At 60.9% G+C, this 24,894-nt stretch carries 29 protein-coding genes; 18 read left to right on the forward strand and 11 right to left on the reverse strand.

Translation table 11 applies throughout. The annotated features are described in order from the left end of the window. Nucleotides 1–370 precede the first annotated feature (370 nt). The 3 genes from ASD01_RS35470 to ASD01_RS10305 all read right to left on the reverse strand — a co-directional run bounded on the left by ASD01_RS35470 (nt 371) and on the right by ASD01_RS10305 (nt 1,931). Nucleotides 371–895 (reverse strand): hypothetical protein, encoded by a 525-nt coding sequence (locus ASD01_RS35470; RefSeq protein WP_127890334.1) that lies wholly within the window; start codon nt 893–895, stop codon nt 371–373. 39 nt (nt 896–934) lie between these two features. After that, entirely contained in the window at nt 935–1,456 is a 522-nt protein-coding gene (locus ASD01_RS10300; RefSeq protein WP_127890335.1) for a hypothetical protein, read from the reverse strand. 91 nt (nt 1,457–1,547) lie between these two features. Next, nucleotides 1,548–1,931 carry a hypothetical protein gene (locus ASD01_RS10305; RefSeq protein ID WP_060519029.1) on the reverse strand — a complete coding sequence of 128 codons (384 nt, stop codon included), beginning with the start codon at nt 1,929–1,931 and terminating at the stop codon, nt 1,548–1,550. Nucleotides 1,932–2,152: 221 nt separating this feature from the next. On the opposite strand from ASD01_RS10305, the gene ASD01_RS37215 reads away from it, so the two are divergent. Further along, nucleotides 2,153–2,281 carry a hypothetical protein gene (locus tag ASD01_RS37215; protein ID WP_255382115.1) on the forward strand — a complete coding sequence of 43 codons (129 nt, stop codon included), beginning with the start codon at nt 2,153–2,155 and terminating at the stop codon, nt 2,279–2,281. 88 nt (nt 2,282–2,369) lie between these two features. Here ASD01_RS37215 and ASD01_RS35475 read toward each other — a convergent pair whose 3' ends face one another. The 6 genes from ASD01_RS35475 to ASD01_RS10330 form a co-directional block, all read right to left on the reverse strand. Then, nucleotides 2,370–2,612, reverse strand: coding sequence for a hypothetical protein (locus ASD01_RS35475; RefSeq protein ID WP_034799922.1), 243 nt, complete (start codon nt 2,610–2,612; stop codon nt 2,370–2,372). A 328-nt stretch (nt 2,613–2,940) separates the two neighbouring features. Then, a complete protein-coding gene (locus ASD01_RS10310) occupies nt 2,941–3,201 on the reverse strand; it encodes a hypothetical protein (RefSeq protein ID WP_234798879.1) in 261 nt (86 codons plus the stop codon). A gap of 101 nt (nt 3,202–3,302) precedes the next feature. Then, entirely contained in the window at nt 3,303–3,560 is a 258-nt protein-coding gene (locus tag ASD01_RS10315; RefSeq protein WP_034799927.1) for a hypothetical protein, read from the reverse strand. Nucleotides 3,561–3,586: 26 nt separating this feature from the next. Next, nucleotides 3,587–3,769: a hypothetical protein gene (locus tag ASD01_RS10320; RefSeq protein ID WP_034799928.1), complete on the reverse strand. Its 183-nt coding sequence runs from the start codon at nt 3,767–3,769 to the stop codon at nt 3,587–3,589. 554 nt (nt 3,770–4,323) lie between these two features. Beyond that, nucleotides 4,324–4,800, reverse strand: coding sequence for an Lrp/AsnC family transcriptional regulator (locus ASD01_RS10325; RefSeq protein ID WP_060607921.1), 477 nt, complete (start codon nt 4,798–4,800; stop codon nt 4,324–4,326). Between the two features lie 37 nt (nt 4,801–4,837). Further along, a complete protein-coding gene (locus ASD01_RS10330; RefSeq protein ID WP_060519031.1) occupies nt 4,838–5,440 on the reverse strand; it encodes an amino acid synthesis family protein in 603 nt (200 codons plus the stop codon). Between the two features lie 161 nt (nt 5,441–5,601). On the opposite strand from ASD01_RS10330, the gene ASD01_RS10335 reads away from it, so the two are divergent. The 10 genes from ASD01_RS10335 (at nt 5,602) to ASD01_RS10380 (ending at nt 16,797) form a co-directional block, all read left to right on the forward strand. Beyond that, complete coding sequence (locus ASD01_RS10335) at nt 5,602–7,083, forward strand: amidohydrolase (protein ID WP_200950016.1); 1,482 nt, start codon at nt 5,602–5,604, stop codon at nt 7,081–7,083. Nucleotides 7,084–7,254: 171 nt separating this feature from the next. Further along, complete coding sequence (locus ASD01_RS10340) at nt 7,255–9,057, forward strand: helix-turn-helix domain-containing protein (protein WP_060643906.1); 1,803 nt, start codon at nt 7,255–7,257, stop codon at nt 9,055–9,057. A 180-nt stretch (nt 9,058–9,237) separates the two neighbouring features. Then, entirely contained in the window at nt 9,238–10,233 is a 996-nt protein-coding gene (locus ASD01_RS10345; protein WP_060643907.1) for a flavin reductase, read from the forward strand. A gap of 1 nt (nt 10,234) precedes the next feature. Then, nucleotides 10,235–11,749 (forward strand): aldehyde dehydrogenase, encoded by a 1,515-nt coding sequence (locus tag ASD01_RS10350; RefSeq protein ID WP_060519039.1) that lies wholly within the window; start codon nt 10,235–10,237, stop codon nt 11,747–11,749. Nucleotides 11,750–11,783: 34 nt separating this feature from the next. Beyond that, nucleotides 11,784–12,860 (forward strand): LLM class flavin-dependent oxidoreductase, encoded by a 1,077-nt coding sequence (locus ASD01_RS10355; protein ID WP_060519041.1) that lies wholly within the window; start codon nt 11,784–11,786, stop codon nt 12,858–12,860. 2 nt (nt 12,861–12,862) lie between these two features. Continuing rightward, nucleotides 12,863–13,672: an alpha/beta fold hydrolase gene (locus ASD01_RS10360; RefSeq protein WP_034799940.1), complete on the forward strand. Its 810-nt coding sequence runs from the start codon at nt 12,863–12,865 to the stop codon at nt 13,670–13,672. After that, nucleotides 13,665–14,054, forward strand: a complete 390-nt coding sequence (locus ASD01_RS10365) for a carboxymuconolactone decarboxylase family protein (protein WP_034799942.1) — start codon at nt 13,665–13,667, stop codon at nt 14,052–14,054. The genes ASD01_RS10360 and ASD01_RS10365 overlap by 8 nt, the downstream gene beginning before the upstream one ends. 139 nt (nt 14,055–14,193) lie before the next feature. Next, a complete protein-coding gene (locus ASD01_RS10370; RefSeq protein ID WP_060643908.1) occupies nt 14,194–15,024 on the forward strand; it encodes a transporter substrate-binding domain-containing protein in 831 nt (276 codons plus the stop codon). Nucleotides 15,025–15,082: 58 nt separating this feature from the next. Further along, complete coding sequence (locus ASD01_RS10375; RefSeq protein WP_034799945.1) at nt 15,083–16,057, forward strand: amino acid ABC transporter permease; 975 nt, start codon at nt 15,083–15,085, stop codon at nt 16,055–16,057. Beyond that, the gene (locus ASD01_RS10380; protein ID WP_034799947.1) at nt 16,054–16,797 is read left to right on the forward strand and encodes an amino acid ABC transporter ATP-binding protein; all 744 of its coding nucleotides are present in this window, start codon (nt 16,054–16,056) and stop codon (nt 16,795–16,797) included. Before ASD01_RS10375 ends, ASD01_RS10380 begins: the two co-directional genes overlap by 4 nt. Here the strand turns inward: ASD01_RS10380 and ASD01_RS37545 are convergent. Together ASD01_RS37545 and ASD01_RS10385 are read right to left on the reverse strand one after the other, a co-directional pair. Beyond that, entirely contained in the window at nt 16,721–16,996 is a 276-nt protein-coding gene (locus ASD01_RS37545; RefSeq protein ID WP_082566333.1) for a helix-turn-helix domain-containing protein, read from the reverse strand. The genes ASD01_RS10380 and ASD01_RS37545 overlap by 77 nt on opposite strands. Nucleotides 16,997–17,008: 12 nt before the next feature. After that, entirely contained in the window at nt 17,009–17,833 is an 825-nt protein-coding gene (locus ASD01_RS10385) for an IclR family transcriptional regulator (RefSeq protein ID WP_060519046.1), read from the reverse strand. 335 nt (nt 17,834–18,168) lie between these two features. On the opposite strand from ASD01_RS10385, the gene ASD01_RS10390 reads away from it, so the two are divergent. The 7 genes from ASD01_RS10390 to ASD01_RS10420 are packed head-to-tail and all read left to right on the forward strand — an operon-like array spanning nt 18,169 to nt 24,827. Then, nucleotides 18,169–19,227, forward strand: a complete 1,059-nt coding sequence (locus ASD01_RS10390) for an ABC transporter ATP-binding protein (RefSeq protein ID WP_060643909.1) — start codon at nt 18,169–18,171, stop codon at nt 19,225–19,227. After that, nucleotides 19,227–20,099, forward strand: coding sequence for an ABC transporter permease (locus tag ASD01_RS10395; RefSeq protein ID WP_034799957.1), 873 nt, complete (start codon nt 19,227–19,229; stop codon nt 20,097–20,099). Before ASD01_RS10390 ends, ASD01_RS10395 begins: the two co-directional genes overlap by 1 nt. A gap of 4 nt (nt 20,100–20,103) precedes the next feature. Next, the gene (locus ASD01_RS10400; protein ID WP_060519051.1) at nt 20,104–20,898 is read left to right on the forward strand and encodes an ABC transporter permease; all 795 of its coding nucleotides are present in this window, start codon (nt 20,104–20,106) and stop codon (nt 20,896–20,898) included. A gap of 6 nt (nt 20,899–20,904) precedes the next feature. Then, the gene (locus ASD01_RS10405) at nt 20,905–21,219 is read left to right on the forward strand and encodes a (2Fe-2S)-binding protein (protein ID WP_060519053.1); all 315 of its coding nucleotides are present in this window, start codon (nt 20,905–20,907) and stop codon (nt 21,217–21,219) included. Beyond that, nucleotides 21,212–22,615 (forward strand): FAD/NAD(P)-dependent oxidoreductase, encoded by a 1,404-nt coding sequence (locus tag ASD01_RS10410; RefSeq protein WP_060643910.1) that lies wholly within the window; start codon nt 21,212–21,214, stop codon nt 22,613–22,615. The genes ASD01_RS10405 and ASD01_RS10410 overlap by 8 nt, the downstream gene beginning before the upstream one ends. Beyond that, complete coding sequence (locus tag ASD01_RS10415) at nt 22,612–23,754, forward strand: NAD(P)/FAD-dependent oxidoreductase (RefSeq protein WP_060643911.1); 1,143 nt, start codon at nt 22,612–22,614, stop codon at nt 23,752–23,754. Before ASD01_RS10410 ends, ASD01_RS10415 begins: the two co-directional genes overlap by 4 nt. Nucleotides 23,755–23,771: 17 nt before the next feature. Then, the gene (locus ASD01_RS10420; protein WP_060519060.1) at nt 23,772–24,827 is read left to right on the forward strand and encodes an ABC transporter substrate-binding protein; all 1,056 of its coding nucleotides are present in this window, start codon (nt 23,772–23,774) and stop codon (nt 24,825–24,827) included. Nucleotides 24,828–24,894: the final 67 nt, after the last annotated feature.

The raw sequence follows: 24,894 nt of genomic DNA on the forward strand, positions 1-24,894 counted from the left end.
GCCGCGTCCAATAGCGCTGCGAAGTACTTCCTGCCTCCCAGCCACTTGCACAGAGGTCGCCGAGTGGGGTTCAGGATTAACGAGGTGCGAGGCAGTCCTCACAAATGCCGCAACCGTCGACATCCATCAGTGAGGCGAGGTGCTTCTGTTGGCAACAGAGGCACACTACGGTATCGGACGTGTTTCGTGGCTCGCGTTCAGGCGGAAGAATTTCGATCTGTCGGTCAGAACTGGCACGGGTTGTCTGTCGATTCATCTCGGGGCTCCATGTCGAAGACGCCACAGAGATAGGAAGCCGTTAAACCGACGCAAGATGTCGATCGCGACGCTCCTTAAAGCGGGACCAAGATGGGGGCGATCCAGCTCGCATTTAATGCGCCTCAAACCGATCCAGCATACTCTGAAGTACCGCATTTTCCTGTCGAAGCTTCCGAACCAGACGCTTTTTCAGCCGGAGGTTTGCATCCTGGAGTGACGCCAGCTCGTCAACAGTGACTGCAATTGCAATGTGCACTGACTTTGTTGGCACGCGCCGCGCCAAACCCGTCGAACGAGGACGCTTCGAACGCTCGGGCGGCTTTACCGGGAAGGTGGCGTTGGCTGACGCATCTGCCGAGCTTGTCTTGGGGACGACACTCTCTTCTGGCACTTCTGGTTGACTAGCGGTTGTTGGGGCATCATCGACCGCCGCAGCCACTGAATTGAGCGGTTCCGTAACCTCCGGTGGCTGGTCACCAATTCGAGCTTCAGCAAGAAACAGATGTGGGACTTCGGCCTCCGCCTCACGCACAAATGCCTTCAGATCGGTGTCGCCCCAAATAGAGGCTGGTCGACCTGTCGAACGTCGGCGCGCCGATTTCACTTCGACAATGAACTTTCGCTGTTGTGGCTTCATCGATATCCAGGGACCAAAGCTGGTTCAGCGCGTAAAGCGTCAAAATCGCTCTAGCATCTTCTTGAGTTGGGCGTTCTGTAGCACCAGCTTCTCCGAAAGCTGACGCCTTAGCATTCTTATTTCCTCATCCAGGGCGGCCACGTCATCGGCTAAAGAGATCGGCTGCTTGGGAGCACGGAGGCTCGGTGAGCCATACTCGACCCGAGGATCCACCGCAACGGAGGCGCTTGATCTCTTGTCTCTTGTTTGCCGTCGGTGTGGTTTGCGTGCGGGTCGATCCGCCTGCTCGGGCGCCTGACCGCCCAAAAGGTTTGTGCTGTGGCTGGCGGTCTCGAAATCAACCGCATTTGCTCCGCCGGTCCGGACATTGTTTTTGACTTCGCTCGGCTCCGGGTCGGCAGCGTTTGTGACCGCATCCGTCGTTTGAGTACTTGCAGGAGGATCCATTCCTGCCAAGGGCGCATCCGAGCTTTCGCTCACGGGCTCCGATATAGATTCCCGGGGCTCGACAGCTCTGCCTCTTGAGGTCAGATCAAGTAAGAACTTCCATGGTGATTTCATGATATCTCGTCATCCAGGATTGCGCCATGCCATCTCCGAAGGATGCTTTGACGAAGACCGATCGCGTAGACGATCGGTCTTTCATTAACACTCAGCTGAGCCCGAGCCGCTTGCGCAACTCAGCATTCTCGGCCCGCAACTTATCGCCGAGCTCCCGGCGAAGCCGCGAATTCTCTTTCTCCAGCTGAAGAAGATCCGCGATCTCGTCATGTACTTGCGATTGCGCGGCCGTCCTCTTGTCGTCGTTCTTCCTTGCGGCGTTTGCCCTTGCGGCGCGCTTCGGTTGACTTGCAGTTTTCGCCTCGGCCGAAGTTTCCTTGCGCTTCCGGCCTTTCCCGGCGCTCGGTGCGGGGCTTGACTCTGCCGTGGCAGCGTCCACTTTTTTTGCTCGTGGTCCGCGCTTCTTAGGCGCTGCCACTTCCGCCGGAGCGGTCGCAGTAACCTGGTTGTCGTCCAATTTGACCTCATCTGCCATAAGTCTATTTCCTCTCTGCGGATCGAAAGCATTTGTCCGACGCGCGAAATATGACAGCCACACCACCCGCGGTCGAGACATCAACGATATCAGTGCTACATTGCGCGAGGCCGACCGAGGCAAGTTTGCCAGCGACGAAGATGTGGCGACGTTGTCGGAAGGAAGTCAAGTCTGCCCGTCAATCATGAGTGGGGAGCCTATCCGCTGGTTAGGGCTCTGCAGTGCTTGATGAGATCGGCGCGCTTATCGAGAAGGGCGATCCGGATGTGACGCCTCGCGTGGTGGAAAAGACATCGTCGACATTGCCCGATCGCTGGCGCGTGCGCAAACGCCTCGATAGCGCCTGGTAAGGAGCATGCATCCAGCGAGTTGGACCTGCTCGGGACTAGGCTCGATTGCTTGACTTGGGCCGGCGGGAGGCGAACCTGCGTCAGGGTGCTATTTGATAAAACCTGGATACTGGACTTCTTCTCGATTCACACCTTCGGAATCTAACCGAATGGGGGCGGGATCCGGGGGGGCGCCCATGTAACTATGTGCGACAAGCCAGTCGCGCAAAATAGTCTCAATTGCGGCGGCTCGACCGGCAGGGGACGGTGAAAGCTCCGGGTCGGTCATGTAGGCCGCGAGCCCGGCTTCGATGTCATCAGCAAGGGGAGGCAGGTCTGCGAAACCGGACATGAAAGACTCCTCTGTATCTCACCGATATAACGAGCTTTCATGGCGCCTGTTCCCAGCGAGTTGAACAATTGCTCCAACGGCTCATTTACCCGACAGCGGAACTCTTGTCGGTGCGAAGCAATTGACGGCATCCGTCGGCGGTAACCATTCGAAGAGAAGCTTCTCGCGCAAGAACCGGCTGTCGGCACGTGGTTCTAAGAGATTGCCTGACGGATACGGCTTGGACGCCGCCCTCTCGGCTATCCCCGGGCTGTGGTCGGACCAGCCGACCGCGGCGATACATGTTTTCATTGGGACATGCCGGCAGCGTGGTTGGCTCTACGTGCAATCAATGCCGTGTGGGCTCCGACGTAAGCTCCACGAAGCGGCCGATTGACCAAAGATAGGCAACAATTTGCCATCTCAGAGGGTCGCGGTTTCCGTATTTCTCTAGTATCCGATCAAGGGTTCTGCTCGCTTGGGTCTGCTCGTCGATTTCGCCAATTACGTAGCTGTCGTGGCCGACAGCGCAAATGTCGCAGCCTACTTCGAGGACGTCGAACACAAATGCCGGTATTTCGCTGGCGTCCATCTGGCGTCGTTCGGTCATGGCTCGACCCTCCGCTGTACTCGTTTGTCAGGGTTCGATCCCTTTGTGCGACAGGGAGAACCCTGTCCCTTCGTAAAGGCATGGGCTTGGGCCGCGGTCGATCATGGAAACAGTCGCTCATCCGTGAGAGTGAGCAGGACCACGACCTCTGTCTGCAAGTCGGCGCAGATCTGTTGATATTCGGTGATCAGCTGGATGCGAGCCGGGTACTCCTGCAAAAGATCGTCGAGAGCCGAGGCGGCGAGCGCGTAAGCCTCGAAGAGATCGAGCAGATCAGGGTCTTTCGCAAGGCGCAGCTGGGGGCGATGGCGGGGTAAAGCCATCTCCAGGCGGGCTCGTCCCAGGTGCATGAGTCTCATGGCTGGTCCCCCGTTTCCGCCAGAGCCTAATTCGAGGGTGCGACCGACGTTGGAAGGACAGTGGCGACTTGCTGGCGAGGGGTGTTCGAGAGCGCGCTGCCCACGAACAGGTAGCCGCCGATGACGACCATCGCCAGGAGCATCACTCCGATCGGAAGCCCTGTCGAGAATTTTCGCTCTGGTTGGTTATAGCGGTATTGCTCGTACATCCTGAGTTCCTTCGATCATCAGCGACACCAGGGCGAACCGAAGGGACGAGAGGCCGCCCTGGTGTCGTTGTTCGCCCGCAGCGCGCAGGGGAGCTGGCCATGGGCTAAAAGAAAATCTAGGGCGGCTGGCGCTGGCAGCTACGGTATTAGGACCATTGCGGAGGGATTATCAGACTGAAGTCCCATGGCGGAACATTTTCCCGCACCCTACGTTTCCATGCGCGTTTTCTGCAATTTTCGTCGCAAAGCCTGGAAGCCGCACTCGCCCTATCAAAGCGCTTTCCGATAAAAAGCTGTCTTAAAAAGTATGGCCCCGTCGGGGGCACGACGAGGCCAGAGGCTCTTATCGAAGAGACTTCACTGGGGGACATTGGTGAAGCCTTGTGCCTGACCCTGATTGGGGAAACAGAATCAAGACAACGTGGAAACGCCCGCATCGCGAAATCGTTCCGGGATCTCAGCAAGAAAAGATGGCCTCGAGCGAGGTGCAGGAAACGTCTTGTTCCGAAAAGGTGAAGGCGCCGGCGCAAAGGCGAAGTCAATTCGCAAAAGGGTCAAGTCGCCACGAGAAGCGACACTGGCACAACTGGGTCTTCCTTGACGGTCCTCGTGACGACGTAGGTGAAGTAGCGGGCGATTCCGAGTTCCCAGTCGAGAAGCGTGTCGATCAGGCGCTGGTAGGCGTCGATGTCGGCAGCGACGATCTTCAGGACATAGTCAACGCCACCGCCGACTGACCAGCAGCAGACGATTTCGGGAATGTCGCGAACAACCCGCTCGAATCTGTCGAAGTCGACTTGGCGGTGGCTGGCAAGTGTCAATTCGACCATGGCGCTTGCGACGGGGGCTACCCGTCGAAGAGATAGGCGCGCGTGATATCCGCTGATGATGCCGGCCTTTTCCAATCTGCGTAGCCGCATCCAGCAGGGCGTGGCAGAAAGGCCCGCCTTTTCTGCGAGTGCAAGCTTGGTGATGCGGCCATCCCGTTGGATGGCGTCGAGGATGCGTAGGTCGATCGCGTCAAGTCTCATGGCAAACTCCTGAGGCGGTATCGCGCTCTGGTCTGCGTCAAGCGCTTCCGAGCAATGCCGCCTTTTCTGCTTCCATTTCCGCGATGTCTTGAAAACGGTCGGCGATGCGCGCGTGCGCGCGACCGCTATCGGCAGCGCCGATAGCAACGATGATCTCGTCGGGGCCGGGGGCGTCGGCGATCTGGAAGTTGGCGGTAAGGAAGTGCGATCGTTTGCCGTTTTCACTCTTGTGCATCATCGGCAGCGACAACAGAGCGCCCGGCGCATTACGAGTGTTGGCAAATTCGAGGTAGTTCGTGCCGCCGATCGCTTCGCGGAAGGGGTTGCCGAAGCGCAGCGTGTGGATCATCGCCGAGGCATGTTCGATCTCACCGGCGATGCCGACGGCCGCGGCCTTGCCGCAAGCCTCGACCTTATCCGCAGGCATCTGGCGGAGCAGCCGGCCCGTCATCTCCTGGCTAAGTTCACCGGCGATGCGAGTGATTTCCGGCCGCAGATCTTCGACAAAGCCTCGCCCTGCCCAGGGGTTCTGGATCACTGCAGCCACCAAGACGACGTTGACCGGGCGCGGCGCTATCTTGCCGCCTTCGATAAGGGTTTCTTCCAGGAAGGTGCAAATTTTTCGGATGCCGAGGGTCATTGGGACGCCGCTGATAGTGGAAACTTGCGACAACTTACCGGCTCGCCTGGGCATTTCTTCCTCTGTTTCGAGGAAGTGGGCACCGGTTGTTCCTGCAAAAACAAGGAGATCCCTGCGTTGAACGACTCCGCTCAATGAGCGAAATCTAGATCGTCTTCTTTTTGGAGGAAATTTCGGCCCTTAGCTCCGAGTGGAGAAAAAATGGCATCGGTCTTCCTCCGTCCGTGAGAATGCGCCCGTCTCTGCGCCCGCCCATCATGGCTCCGCCAACAGGCGACCACCAGATGGAAGGGAACCAAATGAAGACGTTACTGGCGAACACGACCGCTTTGATGCTTGTCCTGCAGCTTTCCGCGGGCACAGCTTACGCTGCGAGCGCACGACTCGATAGGCTCATCGACCAGAAGTATCCGGAACTCGAGAAGGTCTACAAGGAACTCCATGCCAATCCTGAACTCGGCTTTCATGAGACACGGACGGCAAAGCGTCTGGCGGCAGAATTGGAGAAGCTTGGCTTCGAGGTGACCGTCGGCTTCGGTGTGGGTACCGCTCTCGTCGGTGTCTTTAGGAATGGCGACGGCCCGACGATCATGCTGCGAACCGAACTCGATGCGCTGCCGATGGAGGAGAAGACAGGGCTCGATTACGCCAGTCGCGTACAGGTGCCGGCAACCCAATGGCCTGGAAACACAGATGAGACGGCAAAGGTCTTTGTCGCCCATAGCTGCGGTCATGATATCCATATGGCGTCATGGCTTGGGGCGGCCCAATTGCTGGTCGAGATGAAGGATGATTGGCATGGAACGCTGCTCCTCGTCGGTGAGCCGGCCGAAGAAATCGGCGGCGGCGCAACGGCCATGCTCAAGGCCGGCCTGTTCGAGACGTTTCCGAAGCCAGATTTCGGCTTCGCCATGCACGTGAACGGGGATCCCGCCGGCAAAATAATGGTGAAGGACGGTGCCTTCAGCGGAAACTCCGATACGTTCGACTTGACCTTCAAGGGTCGCGGGGCGCATGGCAGCGCTCCGCATCTTTCGATCGATCCGATCGTCCAGGGGGCCCGTTTCGTCACCGATATCCAGGCTGTTGTGAGCCGTGAGAAGGATCCGCGCGAACCGGGCGTGATTACGGTCGGAAGTTTTCAGGCGGGGACTGCGGGCAACATCATCCCCGATCAGGCCAAGCTGAAGTTGACCATGCGTTCGACCACGCCGGAGACGCGCAAGCTGCTGCTGGAGGCGATGCAGCGCGTCGCCAAAACGACGGCGCAATCGGCCATGGCGCCGGAACCCGAACTGCTGCGCATCGGCGGCGGCGCTGTGGCCGGCACGAACTCGTCAGAGCTGATCGGCGACGTCAGGCCGGCATTGGATGCGTCCTTTGACGGCGTCGTCTACGTCCCGACCGCGGTCCAGCCGACGTTGGGCGTCGAGACCTATCCCGAGTTCATAGAAGCAGGCGTGCCTTCCATTTTCTATTGGGTTGGCGGGACCTCACCCGAACAGGTTGAAAAAGCCAGCCAAGAGAACAGGCCCGTTCCCTCCAATCATTCGCCATTTTTCGCTCCGGCCCCGGAGATTTCCATCAAGACGGGGGCGAAGGTTCTGGCGATCTCAGTCCTCGAAAAAGCCGGCGTTGACTGAAGCCTGAATGGGATAGCGGCTTCGAGGTCATCGCCAGTTCGATGACCTCGAACTCGGCGTTGAAGATACTACTTTTCATAGAAAGTTTGGCCGAAGATATCCATCGAAACGAAGTAGACTTGTCCACTACCGGCGCGCATGTTGATTGATAGAAATCAAGAGGCGAGGCAGTTGGATCAGAAGTCCCGGATATTGTCGCTCCGCGACATCGCGAGCCAGATTAACAGCGGTAGCGATCTTCAGACGGCATTGCAGCAGCTCATCGCCGCTGCATGCCGCCATGCGAACTGGGCCCTAGGCTCGATCATGGGGATCGACGCTGCGCATGGGTATGCCTATGTCATCGTGCGCCATGATCCAACGCTGATCGAGCGGCAGCTGCCCGACAAGTGGGAGCTGGCGACCAGCCCCTCCCTGATCGCCTTGCAGCGCAATGAGCCCGTCTATATCAGGGACGCGCGTGCGTCGGGCGAGTTTCCGGGCTACAGAAAAGAGGCCTTCGAGCGCGACTATCGAACGGTGCTCGTCATGCCGATGAACTGCAGGGATGCTGAGGGCCGCCCGATGGTGCTCAGCGTCATCGCCCGCGAGGTGACTGAAGTGTCGGAGGACGACCTTGCTTTTCTCGGCACGATCATCCACCTCGGCGCCATCGCCGTCCAACGGGAACACCGTCTCGAAGCTGAGAAGCGATCCGCCCAGCGGCTGGAACGCGCGCTGGAGGCGCATACGTCGCTGCTCGAACATGTGTTGAGCGACGGGTCGGTCGCATCGCTTTCCAGCATGGTTGGGAAGATGTTGCCGAACCCGGCCGTCGTCGTTGATTTCACGGCCAATCAGGTCGTTGCTGGCCGGTCGCCGAACGCGCTTTACGACGAGGCTGGTTGGCAGCAGGCGGCCGCTACCGTTCTTAGCCGGCCGCTGATGAAGGCGGCCCGTGATGCCGTCGAGCGCGGGACGGCCGACGCCGTGAGCCTCTACCTCGACGACGGCACGCAACGGTTCAAAATAACGGCCCGCATCGAAGCGCTGATGGTCGACAATCAACTGGTTGGGGCGCTCATCATTTTCCCGACGACCCGCGAATTCAGCGATCTCGATCTCCTGATGCTCGACAGCGCCAAGTTTGCATTGAGCGTGCAGATGATGCGAAGCTTCATCCGGTTTCGCTTCGAGACGCGGACGCAGACCGAACTCTTTTTCGAGATCGTGGAGGCGCGGTGGCGTAATGCCGGTGATGTCGCCCAGCGGGCTCAACGGCTCGGGCTCAGCTTCTCAACGCTTCAGCAGATGATCGTCGTCGATTTTCCGGACAAGACGAAGGCATTTGGCGGCGCTTCTGTCGATGTGGAGCACACGCTCTCGCGTGTCATGCAGCAGGCATCCGTTCAGGCAAACCTGATCGCGGTCGAGGGCGGCGTCGTCTGCCTCGTCCCTCATGATACGGGTAAGCGGCAAGAGCGCACGACAAAGCTCGCGCGGCGTATCGCCGAGGAACTCGGCCGCTATTTCGACGAGGCACCTATCGTCGTCGCCAGCAATCGGTGTGCGTCCCTTTCGGACTATCCGCCAGCCTGGGAGCGCTGCGCCCGGATGATCCGCATCGGGCGTTCATTCGGCCTGACCGGGGCGGTCTCCGCCCAGGATTTCGGCCCGCTGCCGATGCTGGTCGCCGCCTGCGAGGCGGGCGACGTGCGCGGCTTCGTGCAGGAGAGCGTGGGCGCCATTGCCGATCACGACCGTGACAACGGTACTCCTTACCTCGAAACCCTGTCGGTGTATCTGCAGGAAGGTTGCCGAAATCAGGCCTGTGCCGATGCTATGGGCCTGCATGTGACGACGCTGCGCTATCGGCTGGCGCGCATCCAGGAACTGTTCGGCGTCGATGTCGAGACGCCGGAAAAGCGCTTTGCCGTCGAGCTCGCGATCCGCCTGCACGGCGTCATCGACAACCGCTCTACCGCCAGCAGTTAGCTTATCTTCATCGGCCAAGTATCGCCTTGTGACCTCGTCGCCACCGATCATCTGCGCCTTTGATCGTCTCCTCGGGATCGATGGAGAAGTTCCTTCGCTCCTCCTTTGAAGCCATGGAAGCATGGTCGCCATCACGGCGTTAGCCTCCAACCAACTTGATGGTGAGGAGGCGAGAAGCGCATGGTTGAGACAGCAGCATCGACGGACGTGCCGATTGATCCGATTGCGCTTCGTCGCGCCTTCGGCACGTTTGTAACCGGTGTCACCGTCATCACCACCCGCGACGAAGACGGCACGCCGCGTGGAATGACGGCGAATTCGTTCACGTCGGTTTCGCTCGATCCGCCGCTGCTATTGGTCTGCGTCGCGAAATCCGCGTCGAGCTATCCTGCCTTCACGAATGCGGGATGTTTTGCGGTCAATATCCTCCATGAAGGACAGGTCGACGTCTCGGGAAACTTTGCCTCGAAATCCCCCGACAAATTCCAGTCGGTGACCCACGATCATATCCACACGGGCGCGCCGGTCCTGACTGACAGCCTGACCTGGTTCGATTGCACGACTTACAACACCGTGGACGCCGGCGACCATGCAATCCTGATCGGCCAGGTTCGCGCATTCGGCACCAGTCCCACCGCACCGCTCGGCTTTTGCCGCGGCCGCTATGCCAGTGTGAAGGACCCGCTGCCAAACGGCTGGCTTGCGTCGCATGGGATGATCATCGGCTATCTGATCGAGGCCGGTGAAGGCTTGCTGCTGCGTTCGGATGGCAAGGGCGGCTGGGTTCTGCCGTCAGCACGGCGCCGCAAAGCCGACAGCCAGCTCGTCATCGACGGTGGCGACGCGCTCAGCCTCGTCCCGGACGAGACCTTCCTTTACTCCGTCTTCGATGTCGCCGACAGCGACCCGGGCTACCTGGTCTATCGCGCACGGCTGGCGGGTGAGGGCGGCGCCGGCACGAGCCTGCCATCCGATCTGCGCTTCTTCCCGCTCGACGATCTTCCTGACGATACGATCGCGACGCACGAACTGCGATCCATGTTGCGCCGCTACGTGCGCGAGCGGCAAGCCGGCCGCTTCGGCATCTACATGGATTCCGACGACGGCGGCCGTGTGGCAATGATCGACGGCGAAGCTCGCACCTGGCTTCAGACCTCCCAAGACCAAGGACATTGAAATGAAGACGACGGTCAATTCCATCGAGGGTTCGCGCCAGTTGCTGTTCATCGGCGGGCAGTTCGTGGCACCGAAGAACGGCAACTACATCGCCAGTTTCGACCCGACGACGGGCGAGCCCTGGTATCATTTTGCTGAAGCAGGTGCGGACGATGTCGGGGCAGCCGTCGTTGCTGCCGCCGCCGCCTTCCGCGACCCGGCCTGGCGCCGCATGACGCAGACCGATCGCGGCGCGCTGATGCGCCGTCTCGCCGAACTTGTTCGCGCCAATGCCGATAGGCTGGCGGAAATCGAGACGCGCGACAACGGCAAGCTTCTCAAGGAAACCCGGGCGCAGATGCGCTCGATGCCAGACAGCTATCACTATTTCGCGGGCATGGCCGACAAGCTGCAGGGCGAGACCATTCCAATCAATCGTCTCGATACGTTGAACTTCAACCTGCGCGAGCCCTTGGGCGTCGTCGGCATGATCACGCCGTGGAATTCGCCGTTGATGCTTCTGACCGGCACGCTGGCACCGTGCCTTGCAATCGGCAATACGGTCGTCATCAAGCCCTCGGAACATGCGACCGCCTCGACCTTGGCGCTTGCGGAACTGATCCACGAGGCGGGCTTTCCCGCCGGCGTCGTCAATGTCGTGACGGGTACGGGCCAGAGCGCCGGTGAGGCGCTGACGCGTCATCCTGGCGTTGCGAAATACGTCTTCACAGGCAGCACGGCCACCGGCCGGCGCATCGCCGGCAACGCCGCGCAGAACCTTGTTCCGTGCTCGATGGAGCTTGGCGGCAAGTCGCCTCACGTCGTCTTTGGTGATGTCGACATCGAACATGCGGTCAACGGCGTCGTCTCCGGGGTCTTCGCAGCCGCTGGCCAGACTTGCGTTGCCGGTTCTCGCTGCTTCGTCGAGGAGCGCATCTACGATCGCTTCGTTGAGGCGCTCGTCGCCCGAACGCAACGCATACGGGTCGGTCTCCCGGCGGTCGAGGACACCGACATCGGTCCGCTCGCGCTCGCCGATCAGCTCTCCAAGGTTGAATCCTACGTGGCCTCCGGCGTCAAGGAAGGGGCGCGCGTTGCCGCCGGCGGGCGGCGTCCGCAGCGGCAAGGGCTTTCGTCAGGGGGCTGGTATTTCGAGCCGACAGTGATGGTCGATGCGCAAAACGACATGACCTTCATGCGCGACGAACTCTTCGGTCCGGTGGTCGGCGTCATGCCGTTCCGCGACGAGGAAGAGATGATCCGGCTCGCCAACGATACGCGATACGGCTTGGCTTCCGGCATCTGGACAAAGGACATCGACCGGGCGCTGCGGTTCGCCAACCGGATCGATGCCGGGACCGTCTGGATTAACACCTACCGCTCCGCGTCTTTCATGTCTGCCAACGGCGGCTTCAAGGAAAGCGGCTACGGCCGGCGCGGCGGGTTCGAGGTCATGCACGAGTTCTCGCGGTTGAAGAACGTCATCGTCGACTACTCCGGCGCGATGCAGGACCCCTTCGTCATCCGTCTGAAGTGACAGCAAAAGCACGGGCACAGGAAAGGCAGAAAACATGAAGTTCGCAGTCTCCCTCACGATGGAACGCTTCTCCCCCGATATTCCGATGGAGCAGGTCAAGAGCAACTTGCTGCAACTCGCGCGGCTTGCCGACGAAGGCGGCTTCGAAACGCTGTGGACTGCAGAACACCATACGCTGGAATGCACGATCTCCCCCAATCCGTTCCAGACGCTGGTCTGGCTCGCGCAGCACACCGATCGCATCCGGCTCGGCACCTCCACTCTGGTCGCGCCCTATTGGAATCCCATCCGGCTCGCCGGCGAGTCGGCGCTCTGCGATCACCTGACCAATGGCCGCCTGGAGTTCGGGATCGCGCGCGGTTCCTACCAGTACGAGTTCGACCGTATGGCGGGTGGTATTCCGCAGCAGGAGGGGGTGGCCTACATGAAGGAGATCGTGCCGGCCGTGAAGAAGCTCTGGTCCGGCGACTATGCCCATGAGGGACAATACTGGAAGTTTCCGGTCACGGCGGCAGTGCCGAAGCCGCTGCAGCAACCCCACCCGCCCATCTGGGTGGCGGCGCGCGATCCCGGAACCTTCGACTGGGCGATCGCAAACGGCGCCAGTATCCTATCGACGCCGCTCTCCGCGCCGGAAGCCGAAATCCACGTGCTCTCCGAGAAATTTCGCAAGGCGGTCGCCGATCATCCGGAGGTGCCGCGCCCGCGCTTTATGATGCAGCGCCGCACCTGCGTCTATGACCGGCCGGATGGGTGGGAACGTGCCGTCAAGCACAGCATGGACTACGGCCGCGCCTTCGAAAACCTCATGCAGAACATCGGCACGGTGCACAACGGCTTCCCCGAGGCAGTGCCCTACGAAGCGGTCAAGGGCAAGGACAACTACAATCCGGACAACATCCGCAAGAACCTGATGTTCGGCACGCCGGACGAAGCGATCGAGAAGCTGTTGGTCTATGAGGCCGCCGGTGTGGACCAGTATTGCTTGGGCCTGACCTTCAATCTGCCGTTCGAGCTGCAGAAGCGGACGCTGGAGCTATTTGCCAGCGAAATCATGCCCTTCTTCGCGGCCCGTGAGAAGGAACAGAAGCGTATCGCGGTGGGTGCCTGAACATGGCAGGAGCTCAGCGCCATACCGTCGGAGAGGTGACGCTCAACTACCGCATCGAGGGAGAAGGCGAACCGCTCGTCTGCATCCACGGCGTCGGCTCCTATCTCGAAGCGTGGTCGGGCGTGGTCGAACGTTTGAAGGACCGGTTCACGATCCTGACATTCGACCTTCGTGGTCATGGCCGCTCCAGCCGGGTCAAGGGCCGCTACGAGATCGACGACTTCGTCAACGAGACGCTGGGGCTTGCCGACGCAGCGGGCTTCCCGACCTTCAATCTTGCAGGCTTTTCGCTGGGCGGCCTGATCGCCCAGCGTCTCGCTCTGACCCACCTTGGACGTCTGCGCAGGCTGGCGCTCTTGTCGACCGTGGCCGGCCGCACGCCGGCCGAGCGTGAGCGGGTTCTCGACCGCCTCGCCGCCCTCAGAGACGGAACGCCTGCCGACCATCACAATGCCTCGCTGTCGCGCTGGCTGACGGAAGAGTTCCAGGAGAACAACCCGCAGGTGATCCAACGGCTAAGGGCGCGGGACGCCGAAAACGACCCCGACTGCTACGCGGCAGCCTATCGTGTGTTGGCGGAAACGGATTTCGGCGGCTTTCTCGACCAGATCCGATGCCCAACGCTGATTGCTACCGGCGAAGACGATGCCGGCTCCAACCCGCGCATGGCGCGCTACATGCACGAGCGCATTCCCGGGTCCGAGCTTCGTATCCTGCCGGGCCTTCGCCATTCCATCTTGATCGAGGCGCCCGACGTCGTGGCAACGCTGATGGGCGAGTTCATGAGCCAGGGGGAGACGGTCGATGGATGAAGCACTGCGAGCAAGGGGAGAGGCCATCCGGCGCCAGGTGCTTGGCGATGACTATGTCGATGGGGCAATTGGCAGCAGCGATGCCTTCTCGCGGCCGTTTCAGGATCTGTTGAACGAACATTGCTGGGGCACCGTCTGGACGGACGAAAGCCTCGACCTGAGGAGCCGCAGCCTACTGAACCTCGGAATGCTTGCAGCGCTCAACCGCATGCACGAATTCGGCGTCCACTTTCGCGGGGCGATCCGCAACGGTTTGACCGACGAAGAGCTTCGCGCAGCACTCGTCCAGATCGCGATCTATTGCGGCATTCCCGCAGGCGTCGAAGCGTTCCGTGTGGCCCGGCGCGTCCGCGACGAGATGGCTGAAAAAGGAGAGCGCTGACTTCCACGTTTTCGAGGAAGGGGCAGCGCCGCGCTACCTCGTATCGCCGGAAGACGGATGGCGGGCTCAGAACTCAAGATCAACCCGATGGCAGGAAGAGGACCCTGTCAAAAACCAGAACGACAAAGGGAACGACAACATGAACACATTCGCAAAACTCACCGCGGCGGCATCGTTTGCCTTGTCGCTCTCGATCGTTCCGGCCCACGCCGGTGCCGTACTCGACCACGTGCTCGATGCAAAGACACTGAAGGTAGCGACCGACGCCAACTGGGCGCCGCAGTCCTTCATGAACGAAAAGAACGAGATGGACGGCTTCGATGTCGATGTCGCCAAGGAACTCGCCAAGCGGTTGGGTGTCGGTGTCGAGTTTGTTACCCCCGGCTGGGACATCATCACGGCCGGCAACTGGCAGGGGCGCTGGGACATGCATGTCGGCTCGATGACGCCGACAAAGGAGCGTGCCAAGGTCTTCGATTTCCCAGCCGTCTACTACTACACCCCGGCCGCCGTGGCCGTGCACAAGGACAGCCCTGTGGTCGGCCTGATCGATCTGGACGACAAGGTCGTTGGTGCGACGGCGACGTCCACCTTCGAAGCCTATGCCAAACAGGATCTGACCCTCGACGCTGCTGGCGCACCTGCCTTCGAATACACCTTCAAGCCGAAAGAGGTGAAGTCCTACGCCAACTCGACGACCGCATTCGATGATTTGCGCCTCGGTGACGGCGTGCGGCTCGACGCAGTCGTATCGTCGCTGCCCAGCATTCGCGACGCAATCAAGGCCGGCTATCCGATCAAGCAGGTTGGCGACCCGGTCTTTTACGAACCGCTCGCAGTCGCTGTCGAACACGGCGACAAGGAGCTGAGCGACAAGATCGCCGAAGCGATCAAGGCGATGCAGGACGATGGCACGCTGAGCAAGCTGTCGGAGAAATGGTACGGCGTCGACTACACCGTCGTGAAGTAAGGCAGCCATGTCTGGCGGTCCGGGCAGCCGGACCGCACGTTGTCCAAAGGGACCAAAGATGCTTTATCCGGATACTGTCGAGTCCGAAATACTCGTCCACAAGCCATGGTTCGTGGCCAGCATGTTCGCTGCCGTCCTCATTGCCTTCACGGCCTTCGGCCTGACCGGCACAACGATGGGCGAACTGATGCGGCCAGTGATCGGCGAGCCGCTCGAAAGCGGATTCTACGGCCGCTTTGCGACCGCCTTCGTCGTGGCGGTGCTCTTCTGCCTCAACATCGTCCTGATCGGCTTTGCGAGCCTCAGGGTCCAGATCGTCGTCGTCTGGCTCGAATTGCTGGCGCTGTTCCTCGCCTTCTTCCAGACCTTCGATCTCAGCCTGCCCTTCATAGAGGAAAAGTTGCCGTTCCTCATCACGCAAGGGCTGGTGACGACGGTCTATGTTTCGGCGATCTCGATTGTGATTGCCTCGGCGATCGCCATCCTCGGCGCCGTGGCCAAGCTCTCGACCAACGGCTTCGCCTATGCGATTGCGAGCTTCTACACGTCCTTCTTTCGCGGCCTGCCGCTGTTGATGCAGGTTTATCTGATCTATCTCGGGCTGCCGCAGCTCGGCTTCATCATCGACGCGGTGCCGGCCGGTATTCTGGCACTTTCGCTCTGCTACGGCGCATACATGACGGAAATCTTCCGCTCCGGCATCCAGAGCATCGACCGTGGCCAGTGGGAGGCGTCGCGCTCTATCGGCTTCGGCTTCGGGCTGACGATGCGCAAGGTCATCCTGCCTCAGGCGCTGCCGGTCATCATCCCTCCGACCGGTAACCAGTTCATTTCCATGCTGAAGGACAGCTCGCTGGTCTCCGTCATCGGTGTCTGGGAACTCATGTTTCTCGCACGAACTCTTGGCCAGAAGACCTTCCAGCATATGGAAATGCTCATATCAGCCGCCATGCTCTATTGGACGATGTCTATCGTTCTCGAGCTGATCCAGTCCCGCATCGAACGTCACTATGCCAGGAGCAAGGTCAGATGAGCGCCGAGACCATCATCGACGTCAAAAATGTTTCCAAGTGGTACGGCGCCTTCCAGGTGCTGACCGACATCAACCTGACGGTCCGCAAGGGCGAACGCATCGTGATTTGCGGTCCGTCCGGATCCGGCAAATCTACCTTGATCCGGTGCTTCAACCGCCTGGAAGCGCACCAGGAAGGTGAGATCGTCGTCAACGGGATCAACCTGCATCCGAAGATGCGCAATGTCTCGGATGTGCGCCGCAACGTCGGCATGGTGTTCCAGCACTTCAACCTTTTCCCGCACATGACCGTACTGATGAACTGCATGGTCGGACCGATGTGGATCAACGGCGTGCCGGAAGCGGAGGCGCGGGCAAGGGCGCTCACATTCCTCGATCGGGTACGCATCCCGGAACAGGCCCACAAGTTTCCAATCCAGCTTTCCGGCGGCCAACAGCAGCGCGTCGCGATCGCGCGCTCGCTCTGCATGCAGCCGGCCGTGATGCTGTTTGACGAACCGACATCCGCGCTCGACCCCGAGATGGTGTCCGAAGTCCTTGATACCATGACGAGCCTGGCAAAGGACGGCATGACGATGGTCTGCGTCACGCACGAGATGGGGTTCGCCAGGGCCGTCGCAGATCGCGTGATCTTCATGAACTCGGGACAGATTCTCGAGGAGGCTAGGCCCGATGATTTCTTCGACAATCCAAAACACGAGCGGACCAAGCTGTTTCTCGGTCAGATCCTGAAGCATTAGCTCGGCGCCCAACAGTTTCAGCTACCAGTTGATGCTCGTTGGTGCGTTCTGATGCGCGGAACGCGCTCGGCGTGTCTCCGAACGCTTTGCGAAACTCACGCGAGAAATGCGCTGTGTCCGCGAAGCCTGTGATATTTGCAATTTCCATCACAGTCAGCGAGCCCCCGGAAAGCAGGTACCGCCCGTAGTTCAGTCGCATGTTCCTAAAGGTTCAACCCTTCTGCGCGGCCCGCAAGGCGGAGGCCGGATAACGTAGGGTCGGGTCGAAGGGATTGAGCTTACTGCTGATCGCTTGCGCCTCTGCCTTCAAGAGATCGGTGATCGTGCCGCTTCGCGTTTCCGTCAGGCGCGATGCCAGCGTGCCGATGCTCAAGGAGGCGACGGCGATGCCGTTGCGGTCAAGAACCGGCACGCCGAGCCCAGCCATGCCCTCGATCATCTCGAAGTTCATCTGGGCTGCGCCGATCCGCCTGACCTCCTCGATCTTGATGCGCAGGTCCACCTCGTCGATCGCCGCCCGGTCCATGATGCGAGGCATATTAAACTTGATGATCGCCTCGCGTTCTTCCTCTGGCAGGTGAGCGAGGATGGCGATGCTGCCCTGGCCGATGCCGAGCGGCACCTTGCCACCGATGTCGCCGGTAAAGGAGCGGATCGGGAAGGGACCCTCGACGCGGTCGAGGCAGATTGCGTCAAAATTGCTGCGCACCAGCAGAAAGACCGTGTCGTTGAAGGTGGCGGACAGCCTCAAGAGTGATGGCCGGGCGATGTCGAGGATGCCTTCTCGCCTGCGCGCCTGCGAGGCGATCGAGAAGAACTCCAGCGACAGGCGGTAGGATTTCCCCTCTGGCATTTGCTCTACGAGGCCTTCGGCAATCAAGGTCTTCAATAGCCGATGCGCCGATGGCTGGCTGAGATTCAGCCTCCGCGCGAGATCGATGACCCGCACACCCTCGCTCGCGTTATCTGCGAGGTCTTTCAGGATGTGGATCGCCTTGGTGAGGCTGGAGCTTCCGGCGTTCTCTGATTCCGACATTTGCGAAAATCTTTCAAAATCTGCGTGGCGTAATTCCGTATATCGGATTTTTCTAACAAAAAATTCCGAAATAGAAAATTGCATTTGTGTTTTTCGTCAATTTCCTGGAGTTAATTCACACAAGCCTTCTTCAAGGGGTGGATGTGCCAGACGTGAATAGCCGAGAGGCTATTCCGAGCGCGAAACCGTGCCTTTATCGGTGCACTCGCGTACGCCGGAGATCTCAACGCCTGAAGGAAGGTTCGATGGTTGACGACGTGTCGCAGCCGCCGGGATCGCCGACAAGAAAAATGGGGCAGGCGATCTCAGGGGTAGCGACCCAGGGGAGAATGAGTATGAGTTTCCTGAATCTTGAGAAGGTCTCCAAGTTTTATGGATCGGTCGCAGCCGTTCATGATTTCGATCTGGCGGTCGAAAAGGGCGAGTTTATCTCGCTGCTCGGGCCCTCCGGCTGCGGCAAGACGACGACCCTGCAGATGATCACTGGGCTCGTGCGTCCCTCCTCGGGCACGATCACCATGGGTGGGCGCGACATCACTCATTTGCCGCCGCCGCAACGCGAACTGGGCGTAGTCTTCCAGAGCTATGCGCTCTTCCCCCATATGACCGTGGCGCAGAATGTTTCCTTCGGCCTCGAAATGCGCAAGGTCGCAAAACCGGAGCGCGACAAACGGATCAAGGAGATCCTGTCGCTGGTCCATCTCTCGGCGCTTGCCGATCGCTACCCGCGCGAGATGTCGGGCGGGCAGCGCCAGCGCGTGGCGATTGCCCGGGCGCTTGTCATCAATCCGCCGGTGCTTTTGCTTGACGAGCCGCTATCGAACCTCGATGCGCAGCTTCGCGAGGAGATGCAGTTCGAATTGCGCCGCATCCAGCAGACCGTCGGCATCACGACGATCATGGTGACCCATGATCAGGCTGAGGCGCTGTCGATCAGCGACCGCGTCGTCGTCATGGAGAAGGGGCGCATCACCCAGGTCGATACGCCTTACGAACTCTATGAGCATCCCCGCAACGACTTCATCTCGTCCTTCGTCGGCAAGTCCAACTTCATGTGGGCGACCTCGTCCTTCAACGGCAAGGGCGCGTCGATCAGCATCGACAACACGCCGATCCGCTTCAACACCGACCGCCGCGAGCCGGATGGCAAAGTCTCGATCTTCATCCGCCCGGAAAAGCTCCGGTTAACCGAGCCGGGCGAGGGCCAGATCCAGGGCAAAGTGACGACACGCTATTTCATGGGGAGCCAATGGCTGGTCAGCGCCGAGACACCGGCGGGCGTTCTTGCCGTTGCGGTTCCCAATCTCGGTGCGCCGCCGCCGATGGAAGGCGAAACCGTTGGGCTTGCCTGGCAGAGTGCCGATTGTCGTGTGCTGGCGGGAGCGGCCAAGTGATGAGCGCCGCTACCTCCGCCATCAAGCCGCGCCAGCTCGCGCCGTTGGCTCTTTCCGGGCCGACCACCTTGTTCTTCATCGGCCTCGTGCTCTTGCCGCTTCTGTTGACGGTGATCCTCTCCTTCAACAGCTATGACTATACCGCCGGGATCCAGAGCGACTTCACCTTCGCCAACTACCTCACGGTGTTGCAGGACGAATATTATCTCTCGACCTTCTGGCGGACATTGCGGCTTGCGCTTCTGACGACGGTCATCACGGTGGCGATCGGTGTGCCGGAGGCCTACGTGCTCTCGAACATGCGCAAGCCCTGGCGGTCGATCTTCTTGCTCGTGATCATCGGCCCGCTGCTTGTTTCTGTGGTGGTGCGCACCTTCGGCTGGAGCATGCTGCTCGGCAAGAACGGCTTTGTAAACAGCGCGCTTGCCATTGTCGGCCTTGACCCGGTGCAGCTTCTCTACACCGAGACGGCGATCGTCATCGGTCTCGTCCATATCATGCTGCCGTTCATGGTCATCCCCGTCTGGACCGTTCTGCAGAAACTCGACCCGACGGTCGAGGCGGCAGCGCTCACCCTCGGCGCCTCGCGCTTCACCGCCCTTCGTCGCGTCGTCTTTCCGCAGGCGGCTCTCGGCATCCTCTCGGGCAGCCTCATCGTCTTTGCACTCTCGGCAAGCTCGTTTGCCATCCCCGGCCTGCTTGGCGGCCGGCGGCTGAAAATGGCGGCAACACTTGTCTACGACGAGTTCCTGATCGAGCTGAACTGGCCGCTCGGTGCGACCATCGCGATCATCGTGCTTGTCGCCAATCTCGTCATCATGCTCGCCTATAACCGCCTCATCGAGCGGCAGGCGAAGCGCAAGCTGGGTTGAAGCCATGCAGAGAAACGGACCCATCGCTCTCGCATTCCATAGCCTCGTCGTCGTCTTCATGCTGGCGCCGATGGTGGTCGTCTGCCTCGTGGCCTTCACGCCGGAAAACACCCTGGCGATGCCCTGGAATGGGCTGTCGCTACGGTGGTTCAAGGCGGTTTTCCATCATGCCGACTTTATGTCGTCCTTCGGCAACAGCGTAAGGCTCGCCCTGCTATCAGCCACCATCTCCACCGTTTTTGCGGTTCCGGCGGCGCTGGCGATTACCCGCTACGATTTCCGCGGCCGTGAGGCGCTGAACGCGCTCTTCCTGTCGCCACTGATCATTCCGCACCTGGTCCTCGGCGTCGCTTTCCTGCGTCTCTTCTCGCTGATGGGCATGGGCGGGTCCTTCGGTTGGCTTGTCGCCACCCATGCGATCGTCGTCACCCCCTATACGCTGCGGCTGATCCTGGCGTCACTCACCAGCATGGACCGCAACGCCGAAAATGCGGCGCGCACGCTGGGGGCTGCGGAGTGGACGGTGTTTCGCCGGATCACCATGCCGCTCATGCTGCCAGGTGTCAGCGGCGGCTGGTTGCTCGCCTTCATCAACAGTTTTGACGAGCTGACCATGTCGATCTTCGTGACCTCGCCGTCGACGGTAACGCTGCCGGTCCGCATGTACATGTACGCGAGCGAATCCATCGATCCGATGATGGCGGCCGTTTCGACGCTCATGATCGCACTCGCCACCGTTACGATGATCATCCTCGATCGCCTGTTCGGTCTCGACCGGCTGCTTGTGGGCAAGGGCTGATATCCGATGTCGATGAACCCGTTACTCCGGCGGCGCTACCGCCTGGACGAGACACTCGTGCCCTTCACATTGAACGGGACGGCCCAAACCGGGCGCCGCGGCGACACTGTACTGACGGCGATACTCTCGGTGAGCGGTCGCCTGAGACAGAGCGAATTCACCGGGGAGAACCGGGCCGGCTTCTGCCTGATCGGCGCCTGTCAGGATTGTTATGTGATGACGGCGCAAGGCAGCCGCGTCCGCGCCTGCAGCACCGCCTTGCTCGCGGGCATGGCTTTCATCACCGATCTCGGCGCGGTGTCGGAGACGGCCCATGATTGAGCCGTTGCAGCCCGTCATCGTTGGCGCCGGACCGGCGGGCATACGCGCCGCCGAGCGCCTCGTGCGCGCAGGTCTCAGGCCGATCGTGCTTGACGAAGGTCTGCGCGCTGGCGGGCAGATCTATCGACGCCCGCTGATCGACGACGGTCGATCCTATCGCAGCCGGTATGGTTCGGAAGCCGGCAAGGCAAGAAGGTTACACGAGGCTTTCGAGGCACTCTTGCCTGCGATCGACTATCGCCCCGAAACGCTGGTCTGGAATGTTTCGGCGGCTGAGCGCGGCAATCAGCTCGATGTCCTTTTGGCCGGCGTGCATCGGCAGATCGGCTTTTCGCAACTGATCCTGTGCACCGGCGCGACCGATCGCGTGCTGCCATTTCCGGGATGGACGACGCCTGGAGTTTACACGCTCGGCGCCTCCCAAGTGGCGCTGAAAGCCCAGGGCTGCACAATTGGCGACCGCATCGTCTTCATGGGCTCCGGTCCGCTGCTCTACCTCGTTGCCTGGCAATATATGAAGGCCGGCGCGTGCGTGGAGGCGGTGCTCGACACAGCACCCATCACGTCGAAGCGACACTTGCTGTCGCTTGCCATCCATGCGCCGCGCATCGTCGGGCTTGGTGTTTTCTACGGGCTCCAGCTCCAGCTGGCCGGCGTGAAGATCCGCAACGGCGTGCGGCCGGAGGCGGTCCTCGGGACGGGCCAGGTCGAGGGTCTTCGCTTCCGTCGGCGGGCTAGCAAAGGTGAGGTCGTCGAGACGGTATCCTGCGACGCGCTCGCCTACGGTTTTGCCCTTCGGCCAGAAACCCAGCTTGCCGATCTTGCCGGCTGCCGTTTCTGTTTTGACGAGCGCGATCGCGTGTGGCTGCCTGAGCGAGACGCCATGGGGCGCACTAGCCGGGCCAACGTATACGTTGCCGGTGACGGCAGCGGAATTGCCGGCGCCGATGCGGCGGAAGTCTCGGGCGAGCTCGCCGCGACCGCTCTGCTCGAGGATGCGGGGAAAGCATCAGCGGATGGAGCGCGCCTGGTGGCGGCTCGCGAAGCGATCCTGCGGCAGCGTGATATCCTCGAACGTGCCTTTCCCTTCCCGGTTGATTGGTTCGAGACGGTCCCGGACGAGACGACGCTGTGTCGTTGCGAGGAGATTACCATTGCAGAAGGACGCCGCGCCATTGCGAGCGGCTCCATCAGCGAGATCAACCGCCTGAAGGCGCTGAGCCGGGTCGGGATGGGACGTTGCCAGGGGCGCATGTGTTCCGCCGCTGCCACCGAGTTCTTGAGCGGGCTTTGTGGCGTTTCGCCCGGTGAGGTTGGTCGCCTTCGCGCTCAGGCGCCGGTCAAGCCGATCCCGCTTGGTTTCGGTGCTGCCGTAGAAGCGGAGGCTCGGTCATGAGCTGGCGCATCTCCGTCGACGTCGCGATCATCGGCGGCGGGCTGGTCGGCAGCTCCGCAGCACTTGCCATGCGTAAAGCGGGGCTTTCAGTCGCCCTCATCGATAGGGGCTATTGTGGCGCGCAGGCGAGCGGGGTGAACTATGGCGGCGTGCGCCGGCAGGGCCGCGCCCCCGAACAATTGCCTTTGTCGCAGCGCGCACACGGTATCTGGCCGCAACTCAAGGCAATGGTCGGCATCGATGCCGAGTACATGCGCTCCGGCCATCTGAAGCTCGCCCGCACGGAAAAGGATTTTGCCAAGCTCGAAGCCTATGCCGAGACGGTTCGGGACTATGGGTTGGGGCTTGAGCTCGTTGCCGGTTCGGCGTTGGCGCACCGGTTCCCCTGGCTTTCCGCCCAGGCGGTCGGCGCGTCGCTCTGCCCCGATGACGGCCACGCCAATCCGCGTCTCGTTGCGCCCGCCTTCGCAAGAGCCGCCGAGCGCGCCGGCGCGATGGTACTGGAGCAGACGCCGGTGCGCGACGTCGCTGCGACCGGAAACGGTTTCGAGATCCTCGCCGGCGACGGCATCGCGATCCGCTGCCAACAACTGGTCAACAGCGCCGGTGCCTGGTCCGACCGCTTTGCCGCGAATTTCAACGAGCCTGTACCGCTGACACGTATCTATCCCTCGATGGTGGTCACCGAACCTCTGCCATTGCGTTTGCCCGTCAGCATGGGTGAACAGGGCGGCAGCTTCTATGGCCGGCAGGTGGCGCGCGGCAACTACGTCATGGGGGGCGGTCGCGGCCTGCCCCTTGGAGATCCCGACTATTCGCGTCCGTCGGTGACGGCTGCATCCTCCGTCATGCAGCGTGCAATCACGCTCTTTCCGCATCTGGCTGAAGCCCAGGTCATCCGCTTCTGGTCTGGAACCGAGGCGGAAATGCCCGACGGCAACCCGGTGATCGGCCCGAGCGAGACGACATCAGGCCTCTTCCACGCTTTTGGCTTCTGCGGCGCAGGTTTTCAGACCGCGCCCGCCGTCGGCGAAGTGCTTGCAGAACTCGTCACCGAGGGCCGCAGCACTACGCCGATAGACGCCTTTTCCATTGGCCGCTTCCGCAAGGTGGCGGCCGAAACTGCAGCCTCGTTGTAAACAGAAAGGGGAATACCATGATCGACCAACGGCTTACCAAAACCACGGCCCTCGCACTGCTGGCGTTCGTTATGCAGCAGAATTCTGCCTCGGCGGAAACCAAGACGCTCTACATCGGCATGAACGGCGGAAACTTCGAACGCGCCTATACCGAGCACGTGCTGCCGCCTTTCGAAAAGGCGAACGACGTCAAGGTCGTCGTCGTACCCGGCACCTCCGCCGACATCCTCGCCAAGGCAACCGCCGCCAAGGACAATCCGCAGATGCATGTCATGCTGCTTGACGATGGCGTAATGGTGCGCGCCATCGGCGGCGGTCTCTGCCAGAAGATTGCTGCTGATCCGGTGCTTGACCAGATCCAGATGGCTGCCCGCCTGAAAGACGACATGGCGATCGGCGTCGACATGGGCATGACCGGCCTTGCCTATAACAAGAAGCTCTTCGACGAGAAGGGCTGGCCGGCACCGACCTCGTGGATGGACATGGCCGATCCCAAATTCGAAAACGCCGTCGTGTTCCAGTCGGCTTCCGCATCGAGCTTCGGCCTGCACGCCTTCCTGATGTTCAACCGCATCCAGGGCGGCGACGAGACCAACGTTGAACCGGGCTTCGACAAGTTCTCCGATACGATCGGCAAGAACGTCATCGAGTTCATCCCGAGTTCGGCGAAGATCTCCGAAATGGTGCAGACCGGAGAGGCAGCGATCTTCCCGCTGACCCCAACAGCCGTCAACAACCTCAAAGACAAGGGCATTCCAGTGGAATACGCCCAGCCGAAGGAAGGCTCCGTCGTGCTCGCCGTCACCGAATGCGTGATCGCCAACAACAGCGAACCGGAACTCAGTCAGAAGCTCGCCCACTACCTGCTTTCGGCCGAGGCACAGAGCCTGGCGCTCGATCACGGCAACATCATCCCGTCAAACGTCAACGCCAAGGCCGGCACAGATGCGGCGAACGCGAAGCTCTCGACGTTCAAGGCCAACATGGAGACCGCCAAGGTCCTTGATTGGGATGCGATCAACCAGAACCGGCAGGAATGGAACAAGCGCTGGAACCGTATGATCGAACGGTAAGTGTGGCGGGAACGCTCATCAGTCCGCCAGGCGCGCAGGCGTGCGCCCGGCGGTGCGACATGGAGCG

Source organism: Ensifer sp. Root423 (assembly GCF_001426275.1).
GTDB classification, from domain to species: domain Bacteria; phylum Pseudomonadota; class Alphaproteobacteria; order Rhizobiales; family Rhizobiaceae; genus Ensifer; species Ensifer adhaerens.